Raw genomic sequence first — 17,828 nt, 5'->3', positions numbered from 1 at the left:
ACGGATGAACACCACGGCAGACCTGATCGAAACCGAATACCGGCTCGGCGCACACAACTACAAGCCGCTCGACGTTGTGCTTTCGCGCGGCGAAGGCGTCTATGTCTGGGACATGGAAGGCAACCGCTATCTCGACTGCCTGTCGGCCTATTCCGCCGTCAACCAGGGCCACTGCCACCCGAAGATCTTCCAGGCGATGATGGAGCAGGCGCAGAAGCTGACGCTCACCTCCCGCGCCTTCCGCAACGACCAGCTTGCACATTTCTATGAAGAGATCGCAGCGCTCACCGGCTCGCACAAGGTGCTGCCGATGAACTCGGGCGCGGAGGCGGTCGAGACCGCCGTGAAGGCCGTGCGCAAGTGGGGCTACGAGGTCAAGGGCGTCGCCGAAAACAAGGCCGAGATCATCGTCTGCTCCAACAACTTCCATGGCCGCACCATGGGCATCGTCGGCTTCTCGACCGACCCCGACGCCCGCACCGGCTTCGGCCCGTTTGCGCCCGGCTTCGAGATCGTTCCCTTCGGTGACCTCGATGCCTTCCGCGCCGCCATCAACGAGAACACCGTCGCCTTCCTGGTCGAGCCGATCCAGGGCGAGGCCGGTGTCATCGTTCCGCCGACCGGTTACTTCCCGGCGGTGCGCGATCTCTGCACCAAGCATGGCATCACGCTGATCCTCGACGAGATCCAGACCGGCCTCGGCCGCACCGGCAAGCTGCTTGCCGAAGAGCACGAGGGCATCGAAGCTGACATGACGCTGATCGGCAAGGCGCTGTCGGGTGGTTTCTACCCGGTCTCGGCCGTGCTTTCGAACTCGGAAGTGCTCGGCGTCCTGAAGCCCGGCCAGCACGGCTCGACCTTCGGCGGCAACCCGCTGGCCTGTGCCATTGCCCGCGCGGCGCTCAAGGCCCTGACCGAGGAAGGTATGATCGAGAACTCGGCGCGCATGGGCGACCGCTTCCAGAAGGGCCTGACGGACATCCGCTCGAACATCATCAAGGAAGTTCGCGGTCGTGGCCTGATGCTGGCGGTCGAGCTGGTGCCGGAGGCCGGTGGCGCCCGCAAGTACTGCGAAGCGCTGAAGCAACTCGGCATCCTTGCCAAGGACACCCATGGCGACACGATCCGCATCGCACCACCGCTGGTGATCACAGCCGAACAGGTCGATTGGGCCGTGGAACAGTTCGCCAAGGTTCTCGCCTCCGCCTGATCGCCTGACATTCTTTGTGTTCCCTTGCGCCCCGGCATCGACCGGGGCGCTTCGTCTTTAATACCAACCTGCGCTGACATTGACCTCTTGCGCCGGAGCGATTTTGGTTTCCGGCAAGGAGATAACCGGAGCCGGACCAAACGGTCCGGTGAGGATTATCGACGCCGTCCGGAGGCCAAAAGCGCCCGGCCCTTCGGGTGGGCCGTGTGTCGGCCACCGGCAGCGTCGCAATCCTCGACCGATGCTACTGCATAATTCCTTAAATCGGATCCGATTTAAGGATAAAATTATGCAGCAAGTTTAAAGCGTTACAGCGTCCTTTGCGCGTCATATTTGACGCGCGGCGCTGTAAGGCATCGCTGTGCGGTATGCTCCTTCCCGGATGACCGCACACGGTCCCACGCAAGAGGTCAATATCAGCGCAGGTTGGTATAAGCACTTGCAAAAGCAAGTCTTAACGAATCCCGGCCTATAGTCCCTTCCCAAAGCGCAAAGCGGTTCCTCCGCGCATGATGCAGCTGCGCCCCGCCGGATGTCGTCGGCGGACTTTTGAAAACTCTCCCCATCGGCTACATGGCCGCGCTCAGCGCGACCGCACCGCACGGAGATGTAACGAGTTTGGCGGTGTCGCGCCCCTTGGCGTCGACCGGAAAGCTGGAAGGACCTTCGATGACAAGCACACTCAGGACGGCTGGTTTCGACGGCGAGACGCTGGAAATCATCGCGTTCCGCCTCCACGATCAGGAATTCTGCGTCAAGACCACCACGATCCGCGAGATCCGTGGCTGGGCCCCCTCGACCCCCATTCCGCATTCGCCGCCCGAGGTCATCGGCGTGATGAACCTGCGCGGCACCGTGATCCCGATCATCGACCTTGCCCACAAGCTCGGGATGAAATCGACCACGGCCAATGAGCGCAGCGCCATCGTTGTTGCCGAGGTGCACAACATGGTGATCGGCCTGGTCGTCGACCGCGTCTCTGACATCCTCACCGTCCAGGGCAACCAGGTGCAACCGGTTCCGGAAGTGACTGCCTCCTTCGACAAGAGCTTTGCCGAAGGCATCATCGCCAACGAGAACGGCATGATCTGCTTCCTGAACCTCGCCCGCATGTTCAAGGAACGCGAAGTCGAGGAAATGGCCGCCTAGAGCACTTCCAGGAAAAGTGCGAAGCGGTTTTCCGTCAGGAAATGCGTAAAACAACGAGATAGAGCGTTTCCACGACTCCGTTTAAGACGGAAACGCTCTAAGCAACACCGCCGGTTTTTGCATCAAGGCCGCTTTGCCGTCGGGCAAAGCGGCCTTTTCACGTCAGGATGATGCGGTTTCCGGGCGTCGCCGCTGATCCGTAAGCGAAGAGTTGCTAATTCAACCCAGAAAAAACATACGAGTTTTTACAACTAAAATTTGATAATTACTATTTTAACACCTGCTTAATAGTCACAATACTAATCTAGATTGCATAAGCAAGACGTCATGGGCATGAACGCCCACGAGTTCGAACTCTCCCTCAAAGCAAGAAAACGCTGACCCCGATCGGGCCGGCGGACGACGGACCAGACAATTTTCGGCAAGCCGGCATTTGTCCTTGTCCCCGGAGCCTGCGCCGCTCTTGGCCCCGCACGCCCTGTCGACACCGCACGCAACAAACACCCGGCTTTCCGTTTGAAACAACAAGAACCAAACCAGAGGGTAATCATGTTCTCTTTCGGTCAGAGCTTGGATTCACGCCAGATCGTCGCCGCGCTTTCAAAGTCGCAGGCCATGATCCAGTTCGATCTCACAGGAAAAATTCTGACGGCCAACGAAAACTTCTGCCAGGCGCTCGGCTACAACCTGCAGGAAATCGTCGGTCAGCACCATCGCATGTTCTGCGCGCCGGATTATGTGCAGACGCAGGAATATCGCGATTTCTGGGCGCGGCTTGGACGTGGCGAGTTCGACGCCAATGCCTACAAGCGTATTGCCAAGGGCGGCCGCGAAATCTGGATCCAGGCGACCTACAATCCGGTGTTTCACAATGGCAAGCCCTACAAGGTCGTGAAGTTCGCAAGCGACATCACTGCCGCCAAGATCAAAGCAAACGAGGATGGCGGCAAGCTCGATGCCATATCGAGATCGCAGGCGGTGATCGAGTTCACTCCGTCAGGCGAAATCCTCACGGCCAACGAGAACTTCTGCAATGCTCTCGGCTACAGCCTCCAGGAAATTCAGGGCAGGCATCACAGCATGTTCTGCGAGCCCAGCTATGTGCGCGGCACTGAGTATGCCGAGTTCTGGAAGAAACTGGCCGCCGGCGAATTCATCTCCAACGAGTTCGTGCGCTACGGCAAGGGCGGCAAGGAAATCTGGATCCAGGCGGCTTACAATCCGATCCGGGATCCGAACGGCAAGGTCTACAAGGTCGTCAAGTTCGCAACCGACGTCAGCGAGCGCATGGGCGCAATCAAGGCACTTGGCAACGGCTTGCAGGCGCTGGCGGAAGGCGACCTCACCCATGGCCTGCCGACACCCTTCGTTCCCAGCATGGAAGCCGTGCGCACCGATTTCAACGGCGCGATCGATCGGCTCCGCCGCGCGATGCAGACCGTCGGAGACAATGCCAGCGCTATCGCCGCCGGAGCCCGCGAGATCCGCTCGTCCGCTGACGATCTTTCCAAGCGCACGGAGCAACAGGCCGCCTCTGTGGAGGAAACCGCAGCGGCCCTCGATGAGATCACCACGACCGTCGCCGACTCCAGCCGACGCGCCGAGGAAGCGGGCGGGCTGGTGGCCAAGACCAAGGCGGGCGCCGAACGCTCCGGCAATGTCGTCAAGAATGCGATCGGCGCGATGGACCAGATCGAGCAATCGTCACGCGAGATCTCCAACATCATCGGCGTCATCGACGACATCGCCTTCCAGACCAACCTTCTGGCGCTGAATGCCGGCGTCGAGGCGGCGCGCGCCGGCGAAGCCGGCAAGGGTTTTGCCGTCGTCGCCCAGGAAGTGCGAGAACTCGCCCAGCGCTCGGCCCAGGCGGCCAAGGAGATCAAGGCGCTGATCACCACCTCCAGCGACCACGTCAAGAACGGCGTATCACTCGTCGGGCAGACGGGAGCGGCACTCGAGGAAATCCTGGTCCAGGTCCAGGAGATCAATATCAACGTCTCGGCCATCGTCGAGGCCGCACGCGAGCAATCGACAGGCTTGAAGGAGATCAACCAGGCGGTCAATTCCATGGATCAGGCGACCCAGCAAAATGCCGCCATGGTCGAGGAAAGCACCGCCGCGAGCCACAACATGTCGCGCGAGGCCGAAGCCCTGCACGCCCTGCTCAGACAGTTCCGCATCGGCCAGGAAGCGGCGGCGATCGAGACACAGCGTCACGCTGACGACCGCCAGCAGACAACACGACTTCACGCCACCGCCCGCGCCATGCGCGGCGGACAACGACCGGCCCTTGCCGTCGCACCATCAAACGATGGATGGCAGAATTTCTGAGCGCAATCCCTGCACCCCGCACTCAGGAATGGGGGAAGGCGGCGACCGATCGCCGCCTTCCCCTAAATCTATTTGACATCGATCCATCGCTTGATGGCGGCTACCGATCAGCGGCCCCACCGCTCCAGCGCGCGATGATCAGGCATTGTCGGGCAGGCCCACCACCGAGATCGCATTTCAAGTATCGCAATCGTCAGTTGCAGACACGGAAGTCGGATCAGCATCAGCCTCGGCCGGCTTCAGCCCCCAGCTGCCTGGTAAATCAAGGTAGGAAACGAAGTTGTAGCAGCCGTGCCGCGGTCTCGATGGACAGCGTCCTCAGGCCGCTTCGGGACGCCGGATCTTCGAAGCTGCTTCGAGTACCAGCGGGCTCAGGCCCTCGCCGCCGCCGTCGATATGCTCGAACAGTTTGCGCCGCATGCGCGGCTCCCAATATTTGTTGATATGCGTCGCAACGCCCTGGGCGGCCTCATCCTGCGGCTGGCTCTTGAAGAAGGTGGCGATCTGGTTCGCCATGTAGATCAGCTTGGCATTGGTGTCATGCGACATCGGCGACGGCTCCGGACTTGATACGTTCGGCATGGGTGAAGATCTCGAATTCGTCGCCACGCACCAGCGCGATCAACGTCATGCCCGCGGCCTCCGCCGTGCGGATCGCAAGCGCCGTCGGCGCCGAGATGGCGATGATGACAGGGCTGCCGACAACAGCGGTCTTCTGGACCATCTCGACGGAAACGCGGCTGGTGACGACGACGGCACCATCGCATCCGCGGAAACCGGCGCGCGCTGCCGCACCCACCAGTTTGTCCAGCGCATTGTGGCGGCCGACGTCCTCGCGCACGGCGATCAATCCCTTGCCCGGCACATAGAATGCGGCGCCGTGCACGGCGCGCGTTTCGAAATGCAACGGCTGCTGGCCATTCAAGAGCGCGACCGCCTTGACCACATCATCCTGCGAAAGACGGAGCGTCGACGCCGAAACATCAGGCGTCGGCCGCACGGCCTGCTCGATCGACTCGATGCCGCAAAGTCCGCAGCCGACGGGGCCTGCCATATGGCGGCGGCGCAGGCGCAGCATGTCGTTCTGCTCGTCCCTGAGCGTGATCTGCAGGTCGATGCCGAGATTGTCCGCAACCGCGTCGGCAAAAGGCTCGATCGCCTCGATCTGGTCCGGATCGGTAATGATGCCCTCGGTCAGGCTGAAGCCGACGGCAAAGTCCTCGAGGTCTCCGGGTGTCGCCATCATCACCGCATGGGTCGAGCCGCCAAAGGTGAAAGCCACCGGCGTCTCCTCCGGGACAACACGAGAGCCGTCCCTTAAAGCCCCATTGCGACGGGCGGCTTCGGGCACGGTCTTCGACATTGAGAATTTCGGCGTTGATGGCCCGGACATGGAGGCTACTCCGCCGCCTCCAGCTTGCCGGCGATCCGGCGCGACTGCCGCGCCTGTTCGTCATAATCCTGCTGCCAGTCCGACGGTCCGTTGGACGGCATCACCTGAACCGCCGTCACCTTGTATTCCGGGCAGTTGGTCGCCCAGTCGGAGAAGTCGGTGGTGATGACGTTCGCCTGCGTCGTCGGGTGGTGGAAGGTGGTGTAGACAACGCCCGGCGCCACCCGGTCGGTGATCAGCGAGCGCAAGGTCGTCTCGCCGGCACGGCTGGCAAGCCTGATCCAGTCGCCATCGCGGATGCCGCGCTGCTCGGCATCGTGCGGGTGGATTTCCAGCCGGTCCTCCGCATGCCAGACGACATTGTCGGTGCGCCGCGTCTGGGCGCCGACATTGTACTGGCTGAGAATGCGGCCGGTGGTCAGAAGCAGCGGGAAGCGCGGGCCGGTGCGCTCGTCCGTCGCGACGTATTCGGTGCGGATGAACTTGCCCTTGCCGCGCACGAAGCCGTCGACATGCATGATCGGCGAACCCTCGGGATGCTGCTCGTTGCAGGGCCACTGCACCGAGCCCAACTTGTCGAGGTAGTCGTAGGAGACGAGCGCAAAGCTCGGCGTCGTCGCGGCGATCTCGTCCATGATCTCCGAGGGGTGGCGATAGCTCCAGTTGAGGCCCATGGCCTGGGCAAGCTTCTGCGTAACCTCCCAGTCAGCATAGCCGTTCTTCGGCGTCATCACCTTGCGCACGCGGTTGATGCGGCGCTCGGCATTGGTGAAGGTGCCGTCCTTTTCGAGGAAGGTCGAACCCGGCAGGAACACATGGGCGTAGTTGGCGGTCTCGTTGAGGAAGAGGTCGTGCACGACAACGCATTCCATCGCGGCGAGACCGGCGGCCACATGCTTGGTGTCCGGGTCGGACTGCAGGATGTCCTCGCCCTGGATGTAGATGCCCTTGAAGGTGCCGTCGACGGCGGCGTCGAGCATGTTCGGGATGCGCAGGCCCGGCTCGTTGGAGATCTGCACACCCCAGAGCTTCTCAAAAGTCTCGCGGGTCGCGTCGTCGGAGATATGGCGGTAGCCCGGCAACTCGTGCGGGAACGAGCCCATGTCGCAGGAACCCTGCACATTGTTCTGGCCGCGCAGCGGGTTCACGCCGACGCCCGGCCGGCCGATATTGCCGGTGACCATGGCGAGGTTGGCGATCGCCATGACCGTGGTCGAACCCTGGCTGTGTTCGGTGACGCCGAGGCCGTAATAGATCGCGCCGTTGCCGCCGGTGGCATAGAGCCGTGCGGCACCGCGCACGAGCTCGGCCGGAACGCCGGTATAGGCTTCGGTTGCCTCGGGGCTGTGATAGGGCTCAGCGACGAAGCTTGCCCAGTCTTCGTATTCCGACCAGTCACAGCGCTCGCGAATGAAAGCCTCGTTGGCGAGCCCTTCGGTCACGATCACATGCGCCAGCGACGTCAGAATGGCGACGTTGGTGCCGGGCTGCATAGGCAGGTGATAGGATGCTTCGATATGCGGCGAACGCACGATATCGGTGCGGCGCGGATCGATGACGATCAGCTTGGCGCCCTCACGCAGCCGCTTCTTCAGCCGCGAAGCGAAGACCGGATGGCCATCCGTCGGGTTGGCGCCGATGATCACGGCAACGTCGGTGAACTCGACCGAATCGAAATTCTGCGTACCGGCCGAGGTCCCGAAAGCCTGGCCGAGGCCATAGCCGGTCGGCGAATGGCAGACGCGGGCACAGGTATCGACATTGTTGTTGCCGAGGCCGGCGCGCACCAGCTTCTGCACCAGATAGGTCTCTTCATTGGTGCAGCGCGACGAGGTAATGCCGCCGACGGAATCGCGGCCATATTGATACTGAATGCGCCGGAACTCGGCGGCGACATGTGCATAGGCCTCTTCCCAGGTCACCTCGCGCCAGGGATCGGAGATCTTCTCGCGGATCATCGGGTTGAGGATGCGATCCCCATGGTTCGAGTAGCCATAGGCAAACCGGCCCTTGACGCAGGAATGGCCGCGGTTGGCCTGGCCATCCTTCCACGGCACCATGCGCACCAGTTCTTCGCCGCGCATCTCCGCCTTGAAGGAACAGCCGACGCCGCAATAGGCGCAGGTCGTCACCACCGAATGCTCCGGCTGGCCGATCTCGATCACCGACTTTTCGGTCAGCGTCGCAGTCGGGCAAGCCTGGACGCAGGCGCCGCAGGAGACGCATTCGGACGACATGAAGTCTTCAGCCATGCCGGCGGAGACACGGCTGTCGAAACCGCGACCACCGATCGTCAGCGCGAAGGTGCCCTGCACTTCCTCGCAGGCGCGCACGCAGCGCGAGCAGACGATGCATTTGGCCGGATCAAAGGTAAAATAAGGGTTGGATTCGTCCTTCGGCTGCCATTTGGCGTTGATCCCGCCGTTGTTGCGCGCCTTGACGTGGTTGTCGCCCTCGTAACCGTAGCGAACGTCGCGAAGGCCGACCGCGCCGGCCATGTCCTGCAGCTCGCAGTCACCATTGGCCGCACAGGTCAGACAGTCGAGCGGGTGGTCGGAAATATAGAGTTCCATCACCCCGCGGCGCACATCCTTCAGGCGCGGCGTCTGCGTCGAGACTTCAAGCCCAGGGGCCACCGGCGTGGTGCAGGAGGCCGGCATGCCGCCCCGGCCCTTGATCTCGACAAGACAGAGCCGGCAGGAGCCGAACGCGTCCATCATGTCGGAGGCGCAGAGCTTCGGCACCTCGATGCCGGCGTCCATCGCCGCGCGCATGATCGACGTGCCCTCGGGCACCGTGACCTCACAGCCGTCGATGGTCAGCGTCACCATGGTTTCGGAGCGGGAGGCCGGCGTTCCATAGTCGATTTCATGAATGAGTGACATGGTCTTCTTCCTCACTCCGCCGCTTCGACAAGCGGAGCCGGTTTGAAATCATCCGGAAAATGCGTCATGGCGCTGACGACGGGATAGGGCGTGAACCCGCCAAGCGCGCAGAGCGAACCGAACTTCATGGTGTTGCAGAGATCGGAGAGCAGCTCGCGGTTCTTCTCGGGCTCGATGCCGGCGGCGATCTTGTCCGCTACCTCGACGCCGCGGGTTGAGCCGATGCGACAGGGCGTGCACTTGCCGCAGCTCTCGATCGCACAGAATTCCATGGCAAAGCGCGCCTGCTTCAGCATGTCGGCGGTGTCGTCGAAGACGACGATGCCGGCATGGCCGATCAACCCGTCCCTGGCGGCAAAGGCCTCGTAGTCGAACGGCGTGTCGAACAGCGCGCGCGGGAAATAGGCGCCGAGCGGACCGCCGACCTGCACCGCCTTGACTGGCCGACCGCTTGCCGTTCCGCCGCCGATATGATCGATGATCTCGCCGAGCGCCAGGCCGAAGGCGGTTTCGAACAGGCCGGAATGCTTGACGTTGCCGGCGATCTGGATCGGGATCGTGCCGCGCGAGCGGCCCATGCCGAAATCACGGTAGAAGTCAGCGCCCTTGTCCATGATGATGGGGACCGAGGCGAGCGAGATCACGTTGTTGATGACCGTCGGACAGTCGAACAGGCCCTTGTGGGCCGGCAACGGCGGTTTGGCCCGAACGATGCCGCGCTTGCCCTCCAGGCTGTTCAGGAGTGCCGTTTCCTCGCCGCAGACATAGGCGCCGGCACCGGTGCGCACCTCCATGTCGAACGCCCGGCCGGAGCCGAGGACCGATTGTCCGAGCACACCGGCGGCACGGGCGATGTTGATCGCCTCGGCCATCGTCGCGATCGCATGCGGATATTCGGATCGGGTGTAGATGAAGCCCTTGGTGGCGCCTGTCGCAATGCCTGATATCGCCATGCCTTCGATCAGCACGAAGGGATCGCCCTCCATGATCATCCGGTCGGCAAAGGTGCCGCTGTCGCCCTCGTCGGCGTTGCAGACGATGTATTTGCGTGTCCCCGCCGCTTCCAGCACGGTCTTCCACTTGATGCCGGTCGGAAAGCCGGCGCCGCCGCGACCGCGAAGGCCGCTTTCGGTCACCTGGGCAACGATCGCCATCGGGTCCATGGCGATGGCGTTCTGAAGTCCGCGAAGACCGCCATGCGAACGGTAATCATCAAGCGACAACGGGTCGATGACGCCGCAGCGCGCAAAGGTCAGCCGCGTCTGCTGCTTCAGGAACGGAATATCCTCGGTCTTCCCAAGACAGAGCGCATGATCGCCGCCGGCAACAAGCCCGGCATCGAAGAGCGAGGCGACATCGCGGGCCTTGACCGGTCCATAGGCAACGCGCCCCTCTGATGTTTCCACCTCGACCAGCGGCTCCAGCCAGTGCAGGCCGCGCGAACCGTTGCGCACGATCGTCACGTCAAGGCCGCGCGCGGCGATCGCTTCCTCCATCGCCTTTGCCACCTTGTCGGCGCCGAGCGCCAGTGCTGCGGCATCCCGGGGAATGTAGATCTTCGTCGTCATCGGCGCGCCTCCGCGACGAGAGCTTCGAGATCGCCGGCATCGACCCGGGCATGCACCTCTCCGTCGAACATCGCGGAGGGTGCGCAGGAACAGAGCCCCAGACAGTAGACCGGTTCGAGCGTCACCGCGCCATCGGGCGTCGTCTCGTGGAAGTCAATGCCGAGCAGGCGCTTGGCGCGCTCTGCCAGTTGATCGCCGCCCATCGACTGGCAGGCCTCGGCGCGACAGAGCTTCAGCACATGGCGACCGGCCGGATGCTCGCGAAAGTCATGATAGAAGGAAAAGACGCCATAGACCTCGGCGCGCGACAGGTTGAGCTCCCGCGCGATGACAGGCAGGCAGTCCTGCGGCACGTATCCGAATTCATGCTGGATCCCGTGCAGGATCGGCAGCAGCGGCCCTTCGAGCCCCTTCAGTTCCTCGACGATCGCAAGCGTGCGCGCGGTGACGTCGGCACGCGGCTGGTGAATATTCACTCGGGAGCCCTCCCGGCTCGCGGCTGCGGCGGTCCTAGTGCGGACCTCGCCCAGCTCGAATTGGCATCGCCAGGGAAGGTCGTTTCCTCCACGCCCTTGCCCATGAGTGAAAAGCTTCGCCCTTCTGGCCAGAAGGGTCAATAAGGCTGTTTCGTTGGTTGATAGAAAAAACCTATTGAGCCCGATTCCGCTCGCCGAGAATGCGCGCTTCGTGCAGAAGCGCCGACACCAGCGGCGTGAACGGTTCACGATGCGTCGCGACCAGGCCAACGGTGTGGTGGGCATCCGGCTCGACGATCGGGATCATCTTGATATCCTCGTGAAAGCCGAATGATTTCGCGACGTTGAAGGGCATGATGCTTGCCCAGCGCCCCGTGCGCACATGGGAGAAAAGCACGATCATCGAATTCGATTCGAGGGTCGGCCGAGCGACGACGCCGGCCTCGGAAAGATGCTGGTTGATGATGCGCCGGTTCTGCATATCGGCGGTCAATAGACAAAGCCGAATGTTGCTAACCTCCTTCCATGTCACGGTTTCGCGATCGGAAAGCGGCGTTCCGGCGGCTGTTACGAGGTGATATCGCTCGATTTGCAGGGGAACGCTGGTCACTCGCCCCAAAGGTTCGTTTTCCAGATAGGTCAATCCGGCATCGATCTCGAGATTTTCGAGCAGCGCCAGGATCTGTATCGAGGTGGTCGACAACACGGAGAATGTCACGTCGGGGTGCTTTTCCTGGAACGGCGCGGTGATCATCGGCACCATGGCAAGCGTCGTCGGAATGGCCGCAAGCCTGATATGCCCGGACAGGCCCTTGCGCGCCGCGCGCATTTCCTCGCGCATCGTGCGGGCATCTCCGACGATGCGCCGCGCCCATTCCAGAACCCGCTGTCCCTCCGGGGTCAGCCCCTGGAAGCGCGAGCCGCGGCTGACAAGCATCACTCCGAGCTGCTCTTCAAGCTGGCGGATTGCCGCCGACAGCGTCGGTTGCGTCACGCCGCATTCGAGCGCGGCCCGGCCGAAGTGTCGTTCACGGGCAAGCACCAGAAACATTTCCAGCTTGTCGATCATGGTTGGGCCCCAGAGCTGATGGCTTCGCCCCTCACCCTAGCCCTCACCCCGCAGCCGGGGAGAGGGGACTGGGAGCATACCACATGCTCCTTCGCACTGCTTGCGGGCAGACGGTGCCGGCAGGCGGATGAGGGGCAAGGAGCCGAAGGCAAGCACATCTGTCCTACGCCCACTCAAGTGATCAGTTGGCCGCCGTTGACCTCCAGCACCTGTCCGGTGATGTAGCCGGCGAGCGCATGGGAGGCGAGGAAGAGATAGGCCGGCGCGCAGTCTTCGGCGGTTCCAAGCCTGCCGATCGGGATCGTCTTGCGCGTCGCCTCCAGTTTTTCCGGCGACGAGTAGCGCGCATGAAACTCGGTGGTGATGGTGCCGGGCGAGACGCAATTGACCCTTATGCCTTCCGGCGCGAGTTCGCGCGCCAGCGCCTTGGAATAGGTCGATACGAATGCCTTGGTTGCCGAGTAGATCGAAGAGCCGGCGCTGCCGCCGGTCACCGCCGAAATCGACACGGTGTTGACGATCGCCGGATGCGTACCCTTGCGTAAGTGCGGCAACAGGGCACGCGTCATCTCGACCACCGACGTCTGGTTGAGCTGAACGACGGTGCGGTACTGCTCGTCCGTCAGCTCCGCGGCCGGAAAGCGGCCGACCATCGTGCCGGCATTGTTGATGAGGATATCGACGTGCTCGAACCGGCTGCGGATCGCGTCGGCCAGACCATCGACACCGCCGGGCGCCAGAAAGTCGGCAGCAGCCAGATGCGCCCTGCCCTCCTCCGCCGCCGTTTCCAGAAAATCCGGCAACTCACCGACCGTTCGGCCGGCATGGACGAACACATGCGCGCCGCAATCGAGGAACTGGCGCGCCACCTCAAGGCCGATGCCGCGCCCACCACCGGTCACCACCACATTCATGCCTCTGAACAAGGCCGGATGAAACATGTCTTTTCCCTCTTCCCGTAGTTGTCAAAGTCGCCTATCGCCGGGGCGATTGCAACGTGCGCAATCGACATAGCCGACGACGAAAGCAAATTCGCGACAAACGCCGATTTCTGAAATTGCACAGCTTTCGTTTTTGCATATTATGAAAAAAAACGAAAACGGGGAGGTTTCGGAATGTATCTGACGGGGCGACAGGCGGAGATCCTGGAACTGGCGAAGAACGAAGGACGCGTGCTCGTCGAGGAACTGGCGCAGCGCTTTTCGGTGACGCCGCAAACCATCCGCAAGGATCTGAACGACCTCTGCGACGCCAAGATCCTGAACCGGATTCACGGCGGCGCGATCTTCCCGAGCGGCAAGGAAAACGTCAAATACGATGCCCGCCGGCAGATCGCCGCACCGGAGAAGCAGGCGATCGGCAGGGCCGCCGCCGCCCTCATCCCCGACAACGCCTCACTGTTCATCAACATCGGCACCACGACGGAGGCCGTCGGCGAAGCACTCCTCGACCACAAGGAATTGATGGTCATCACCAACAATATCAACGTCGCCAACCACTTGCGCGTCTTCCCCTCGATCGAGGTGGTCATCACCGGCGGCGTCGTTCGCGGCTCCGACGGCGGCATTGTCGGTGAGGCGGCGGTCGACTTCATCAAGCAGTTCAAGGTGGACTTCGCGGTCATCGGCGCCTCGGCAATCGACCATGACGGAGCATTGCTCGATTTCGATTTTCGCGAAGTGAAAGTCGCCCAGGCGATCATCGCCAATGCCCGCCATGTCATCCTCGTTTCCGACTCGACCAAATTCGAAAGAACGGCGCCGGTTCGCATCGGCCATATCTCCCAGGTTCAGACCTTCATCACCGATCGCTGTCTCATTGATAACGTACGGAAAATCTGCGCCGAGCAGGATGTTCGGCTGATCGAAACCGAGGCTTGAAGGCGGCTTTTTAGACTGTTCTGAGATTCGAACAACATTCGTTTGACATTCGATCTGTTTTCGCTTTAACTGATTTCGCTTTCGCGATCGCACCAATTTGTGCATTGCGAAATGTGGAGGGGAAACAGCAGTGACAGAGCAGGCAATCTTCGACGTCTTCGTTATCGGCGGCGGCATCAACGGATGCGGCATCGCGCGTGATGCAGCCGGCCGCGGATACTCCGTCGCCCTTGCGGAAATGAACGACTTTGCTTCCGGCACGTCTTCCGGCTCGACCAAACTCATTCACGGCGGCCTGCGTTATCTCGAACATTACGAGTTCCGCCTGGTGCGCGAAGCGCTGATGGAGCGCGAAGTGCTGTGGGCGATGGCCCCGCACGTGATCTGGCCGATGCGCTTCGTACTCCCGTATCATAAGGGTGGGCCCCGCCCGGCCTGGCTCATCCGCCTCGGCCTGTTCCTCTACGACCATATCGGCGGCCGCAAGCTGCTGCCGGCGACGGCCACGCTCGACATGACGCGCGACCCGGCCGGAACGCCGCTGAAGCGGCTGTTCACCAAGGCTTTCGAATATTCCGACGGTTGGGTCAACGACGCCCGGCTGGTCGTGCTCAATGCCCGCGATGCCGCCGATCGCGGCGCCAGGATCATGGCACGCACCCGCGTCATCTCGGCCAAGCGCGACAACGGCAACTGGGCGATCGAAACAGAAAACGCCGCCACCGGCGAGCGCCGGCAGATCAGGGCGCGCATGCTGATCAATGCCGCAGGCCCCTGGGTCGATGCGGTGCTCGCAGGCGCGCTCGGCAAGAACGACGTGCACAACGTTCGCCTGGTCCAGGGCAGCCACATCGTCGTGCGCAAGAAGTTCAACGATCCCCGCGCCTACTTTTTCCAGAATCCGGACGGCCGGATCATGTTTGCCATCCCCTACGAGGACGATTTCACGCTGATCGGCACCACCGATCGCGATTATACCGGCAGCCCGGCCGAAGTCCGCATCAGCGACACCGAAGTCGATTATCTCTGCAAGGCGGCGAGCGAGTATTTCCTCGAACCGGTGGGGAAGGACGACATCGTCTGGACCTATTCCGCCGTTCGGCCGCTATTCGACGATGGCGCCAGCAAGGCGCAGGAAGCGACCCGCGACTACGTTCTTCGCGTCGAAGGCGACAGGACGGCGGCACCGCTGCTGAACGTCTTTGGCGGCAAGCTGACGACCTATCGTCGCCTGAGCGAATCTGCGCTCGAAAAGATCGGCGAGGCCATCGGCGTCAAGGGCGCGAAGTGGACTGCCGGCTCGAGCCTGCCGGGCGGGGACTTTCCGGCCAAGGGCTATGCCGACGAAGTCGCCAGGCTTCACAAGAATTACCCCTTCCTTGCCGCCGGCCATGTGCGCCGACTGGTACGCCTCTATGGCACGCGCGCTTCCGCGCTGCTTGGATCGGCATCGAATGAAGCAGCCCTTGGCCGCCGTTTCGGCGCCGACCTCTATGAAGCGGAAGTGAAGTGGCTGATCGCTGAGGAATGGGCCCGGCACGCCGAGGACGTGCTGTGGCGGCGCACCAAACTGGGATTGAAGCTGACGCCCGGCGAGGCGACGGCGCTGGAGGAATACATGCAGGGCGCGGCGAACGCAGCCGCCTGAGGACCTCGCATACTGGAATGCCGATGGCTGGGTGGAACACCGGAGAATTCAATGCTTGAAATGAAGAAGATATCCAAGGTCGTGGGTGGGGAGACGCATATCCACCCGACCGATCTTGTGCTGCAGAGGGGGTCGCTCAATGTGCTGCTCGGCCCGACCCTCTCGGGCAAGACGTCGCTGATGCGGCTGATGGCCGGCCTCGATAAGCCTGCCTCCGGTTCGCTGATCTTCGACGGTACCGACGTCACCGGCCTGCCGGTGCAGAAGCGCTCCGTGGCCATGGTCTACCAGCAGTTCATCAACTACCCGTCGATGACCGTCTACGACAACATCGCCTCGCCGATGCGCATCAAGGGTTCGGACGCAGCCACGATCGACCGCGAAGTGCGCAAGGCCGCCGAACTGCTGAAGCTCACGCCCTATCTGGACCGCACGCCGCTCAGCCTTTCCGGTGGACAGCAGCAGCGCACCGCGCTTGCGCGCGCCATCGTCAAGAATGCCGACCTCGTGCTGCTCGACGAGCCGCTGGCCAACCTCGACTACAAGCTGCGCGAAGAGCTGCGCGAGGAACTGCCGAAGATCTTTTCCGCCTCCGGCGCGATCTTCGTCTATGCGACCACCGAACCTTCCGAAGCGCTGCTTCTCGGCGGCAACACGGCTGCGCTCAGCCAGGGTCGCATCACCCAGTTCGGCAAGACCATCGACGTCTATCGGCGCCCGGTGGACCTGGTGACGGCACGCACCTTCGCCGATCCGCCGCTGAACACGATCGAGCTCGTCAAATCTGGCTCGATCTTCACGCTCGACGGCAAGCACGTGCTTTCGGTCCCCGCTCACCTCTCGGCGTTGGCGGACGGCCCCTGCACGGTCGCCTTCCAGCCGCATCATCTGTCGTTCGATCGTCCCTTCGACGGCGCGACGGCGCTGACGGTAAAGACGGCAATCTCGGAAATCGCAGGTTCCGAAAGCTTCATCCACGTCGGCTTTTCCGATGCGCGCTGGGTCATGCTGGCGCCGGGCATTCACGACATCGAACCGGACGCGACCCTCGAGGTCTTCGTCGATATCCGCCACCTGATGGCCTTCGGGCCGGATGGGCGCGCGATCGGCGAAACGGCCTGAGGGGGCGCTGGGAGGAAACGAAATGGCACGCATCGATCTCGAACATATCCGCCACGCCTATGGCGCCAAGCCGAAGTCGGAAAACGACTACGCGCTCAAGGAAGTCCATCATGAATGGAACGACGGCGGCGCCTACGCGCTGCTCGGGCCGTCCGGCTGCGGCAAGACCACGCTGCTCAACATCATTTCAGGTCTGATCAATCCGTCGGAAGGACGCATTCTCTTCGACGGCAAGGACGTGACGCATCTGTCCACCCAGGACCGCAACATCGCCCAGGTGTTCCAGTTCCCTGTCATCTACGACACGATGACCGTCTACGACAATCTCGCCTTTCCCTTGCGCAACCGGCATGTGCCGGAGACCGAGGTCGATCGCCGCGTCAAGGAAATCATCGAGATGATCGGCCTTGGTGGCTGGGCGGGCAAAAAAGCGCAGGGTCTGACCGCCGACCAGAAACAGAAGATCTCGCTTGGCCGCGGCCTCGTGCGCTCCGACGTCAGCGCCATCCTGTTCGACGAGCCGCTGACCGTTATCGATCCGGAAATGAAATGGGTGCTGCGTTCGCAGATCAAACGCCTGCACAAGCAATTCGGCTTCACCATGGTCTACGTTACCCACGACCAGACCGAGGCGCTCACCTTCGCCGACAAGGTCGTCGTCATGTATGACGGCCAGATCGTGCAGATCGGCACGCCGGCCGAGCTCTTCGAGCGGCCGCGCCACACCTTCGTCGGCTATTTCATCGGTTCTCCGGGCATGAATGTGCTGCCGGCCAAGATCGACGGCAGCACCGCGACGATCGGCGACGAGACCATCGCACTCAACTTCCGGCCCGAGATCAAGTCCGGCGCCAAGACCGAACTCGGCATCCGCCCGGAATTCGTGGCGATCGGCCGCGAGGGCATGCCGGTTGCGATCAGCAAGGTCGAGGATATCGGCCGCCACAAGATCGTGCGCGCCCGCTTCGCCGACCAGCTGATCTCGATCATCCTCGACGAGGACGGTGAGATTCCGGCCGAACCGCGCATCGCCTTCGATCAGAAGGCCATCAACATCTACGCCGATTCCTGGCGCGTCGGCGGGGAGGCCTGAT

Annotated in this window: 14 protein-coding genes; 7 read left to right on the top strand and 7 right to left on the bottom strand. The window is 62.4% G+C overall.

All coding sequences use genetic code 11. The features are described 5' to 3' along the window. Positions 1–4 precede the first annotated feature (4 nt). The 3 genes from rocD to AC244_RS13235 all read left to right on the top strand — a co-directional run bounded on the left by rocD (position 5) and on the right by AC244_RS13235 (position 4,693). Positions 5–1,210, top strand: coding sequence for an ornithine--oxo-acid transaminase (gene rocD, locus AC244_RS13245; protein WP_053249292.1), 1,206 nt, complete (start codon positions 5–7; stop codon positions 1,208–1,210). A gap of 669 nt (positions 1,211–1,879) precedes the next feature. After that, positions 1,880–2,359 carry a chemotaxis protein CheW gene (locus AC244_RS13240; protein WP_025425030.1) on the top strand — a complete coding sequence of 160 codons (480 nt, stop codon included), beginning with the start codon at positions 1,880–1,882 and terminating at the stop codon, positions 2,357–2,359. A gap of 549 nt (positions 2,360–2,908) precedes the next feature. Beyond that, on the top strand, positions 2,909–4,693 hold the full coding sequence (locus AC244_RS13235) for a methyl-accepting chemotaxis protein (RefSeq protein ID WP_053249291.1): 1,785 nt from the start codon (positions 2,909–2,911) through the stop codon (positions 4,691–4,693). Positions 4,694–5,011: 318 nt separating this feature from the next. On the opposite strand, the gene AC244_RS13230 is transcribed toward AC244_RS13235, so the two are convergent. The 7 genes from AC244_RS13230 to AC244_RS13200 form a co-directional block, all read right to left on the bottom strand. After that, positions 5,012–5,242, bottom strand: a complete 231-nt coding sequence (locus AC244_RS13230; protein WP_053249290.1) for a formate dehydrogenase subunit delta — start codon at positions 5,240–5,242, stop codon at positions 5,012–5,014. Next, entirely contained in the window at positions 5,232–6,086 is an 855-nt protein-coding gene (gene fdhD / locus AC244_RS13225) for a formate dehydrogenase accessory sulfurtransferase FdhD (RefSeq protein WP_053249289.1), read from the bottom strand. The genes AC244_RS13230 and fdhD overlap by 11 nt, the downstream gene beginning before the upstream one ends. Positions 6,087–6,091: 5 nt before the next feature. Further along, positions 6,092–8,971 carry a formate dehydrogenase subunit alpha gene (gene fdhF, locus AC244_RS13220; RefSeq protein WP_053249288.1) on the bottom strand — a complete coding sequence of 960 codons (2,880 nt, stop codon included), beginning with the start codon at positions 8,969–8,971 and terminating at the stop codon, positions 6,092–6,094. Positions 8,972–8,982: 11 nt separating this feature from the next. After that, on the bottom strand, positions 8,983–10,539 hold the full coding sequence (locus tag AC244_RS13215; RefSeq protein WP_053249287.1) for a formate dehydrogenase beta subunit: 1,557 nt from the start codon (positions 10,537–10,539) through the stop codon (positions 8,983–8,985). Continuing rightward, positions 10,536–11,015, bottom strand: a complete 480-nt coding sequence (locus tag AC244_RS13210; RefSeq protein ID WP_053249286.1) for a formate dehydrogenase subunit gamma — start codon at positions 11,013–11,015, stop codon at positions 10,536–10,538. Before AC244_RS13210 ends, AC244_RS13215 begins: the two co-directional genes overlap by 4 nt. Before the next feature lie 172 nt (positions 11,016–11,187). Then, positions 11,188–12,084: a LysR family transcriptional regulator gene (locus AC244_RS13205; RefSeq protein WP_053249285.1), complete on the bottom strand. Its 897-nt coding sequence runs from the start codon at positions 12,082–12,084 to the stop codon at positions 11,188–11,190. A 173-nt stretch (positions 12,085–12,257) separates the two neighbouring features. After that, positions 12,258–13,025, bottom strand: coding sequence for an SDR family NAD(P)-dependent oxidoreductase (locus AC244_RS13200; protein WP_053249284.1), 768 nt, complete (start codon positions 13,023–13,025; stop codon positions 12,258–12,260). 174 nt (positions 13,026–13,199) lie between these two features. Between AC244_RS13200 and AC244_RS13195 the strand changes: the two genes are divergently transcribed. The 4 genes from AC244_RS13195 (at position 13,200) to AC244_RS13180 (ending at position 17,827) form a co-directional block, all read left to right on the top strand. Continuing rightward, the gene (locus AC244_RS13195; RefSeq protein ID WP_025425039.1) at positions 13,200–13,964 is read left to right on the top strand and encodes a DeoR/GlpR family DNA-binding transcription regulator; all 765 of its coding nucleotides are present in this window, start codon (positions 13,200–13,202) and stop codon (positions 13,962–13,964) included. A gap of 130 nt (positions 13,965–14,094) precedes the next feature. Next, positions 14,095–15,612: a glycerol-3-phosphate dehydrogenase gene (gene glpD, locus AC244_RS13190; protein ID WP_053249283.1), complete on the top strand. Its 1,518-nt coding sequence runs from the start codon at positions 14,095–14,097 to the stop codon at positions 15,610–15,612. Positions 15,613–15,663: 51 nt separating this feature from the next. Next, the gene (locus tag AC244_RS13185) at positions 15,664–16,734 is read left to right on the top strand and encodes an ABC transporter ATP-binding protein (protein ID WP_053249282.1); all 1,071 of its coding nucleotides are present in this window, start codon (positions 15,664–15,666) and stop codon (positions 16,732–16,734) included. A 22-nt stretch (positions 16,735–16,756) separates the two neighbouring features. Next, positions 16,757–17,827 carry an ABC transporter ATP-binding protein gene (locus tag AC244_RS13180; RefSeq protein ID WP_053249281.1) on the top strand — a complete coding sequence of 357 codons (1,071 nt, stop codon included), beginning with the start codon at positions 16,757–16,759 and terminating at the stop codon, positions 17,825–17,827. Position 17,828 lies beyond the last annotated feature (1 nt).

This window comes from Ensifer adhaerens (genome assembly GCF_001270265.1).
GTDB classification, from domain to species: domain Bacteria; phylum Pseudomonadota; class Alphaproteobacteria; order Rhizobiales; family Rhizobiaceae; genus Ensifer; species Ensifer adhaerens_B.
Note: the sequence above shows the minus strand (reverse complement) of the source record. Positions and strands in the feature narration are given on the sequence as shown.

Coding starts and splice junctions, on each gene's coding strand:
- rocD (WP_053249292.1), top strand. CDS start 5: ATGAACACCACGGCAGACCTGATCGAAACCGAATACCGGCTCGGCGCA.
- AC244_RS13240 (WP_025425030.1), top strand. CDS start 1,880: ATGACAAGCACACTCAGGACGGCTGGTTTCGACGGCGAGACGCTGGAA.
- AC244_RS13235 (WP_053249291.1), top strand. CDS start 2,909: ATGTTCTCTTTCGGTCAGAGCTTGGATTCACGCCAGATCGTCGCCGCG.
- AC244_RS13230 (WP_053249290.1), bottom strand. CDS start 5,242: ATGTCGCATGACACCAATGCCAAGCTGATCTACATGGCGAACCAGATC.
- fdhD (WP_053249289.1), bottom strand. CDS start 6,086: ATGTCCGGGCCATCAACGCCGAAATTCTCAATGTCGAAGACCGTGCCC.
- fdhF (WP_053249288.1), bottom strand. CDS start 8,971: ATGTCACTCATTCATGAAATCGACTATGGAACGCCGGCCTCCCGCTCC.
- AC244_RS13215 (WP_053249287.1), bottom strand. CDS start 10,539: ATGACGACGAAGATCTACATTCCCCGGGATGCCGCAGCACTGGCGCTC.
- AC244_RS13205 (WP_053249285.1), bottom strand. CDS start 12,084: ATGATCGACAAGCTGGAAATGTTTCTGGTGCTTGCCCGTGAACGACAC.
- AC244_RS13200 (WP_053249284.1), bottom strand. CDS start 13,025: ATGTTTCATCCGGCCTTGTTCAGAGGCATGAATGTGGTGGTGACCGGT.
- AC244_RS13195 (WP_025425039.1), top strand. CDS start 13,200: ATGTATCTGACGGGGCGACAGGCGGAGATCCTGGAACTGGCGAAGAAC.
- AC244_RS13185 (WP_053249282.1), top strand. CDS start 15,664: ATGCTTGAAATGAAGAAGATATCCAAGGTCGTGGGTGGGGAGACGCAT.
- AC244_RS13180 (WP_053249281.1), top strand. CDS start 16,757: ATGGCACGCATCGATCTCGAACATATCCGCCACGCCTATGGCGCCAAG.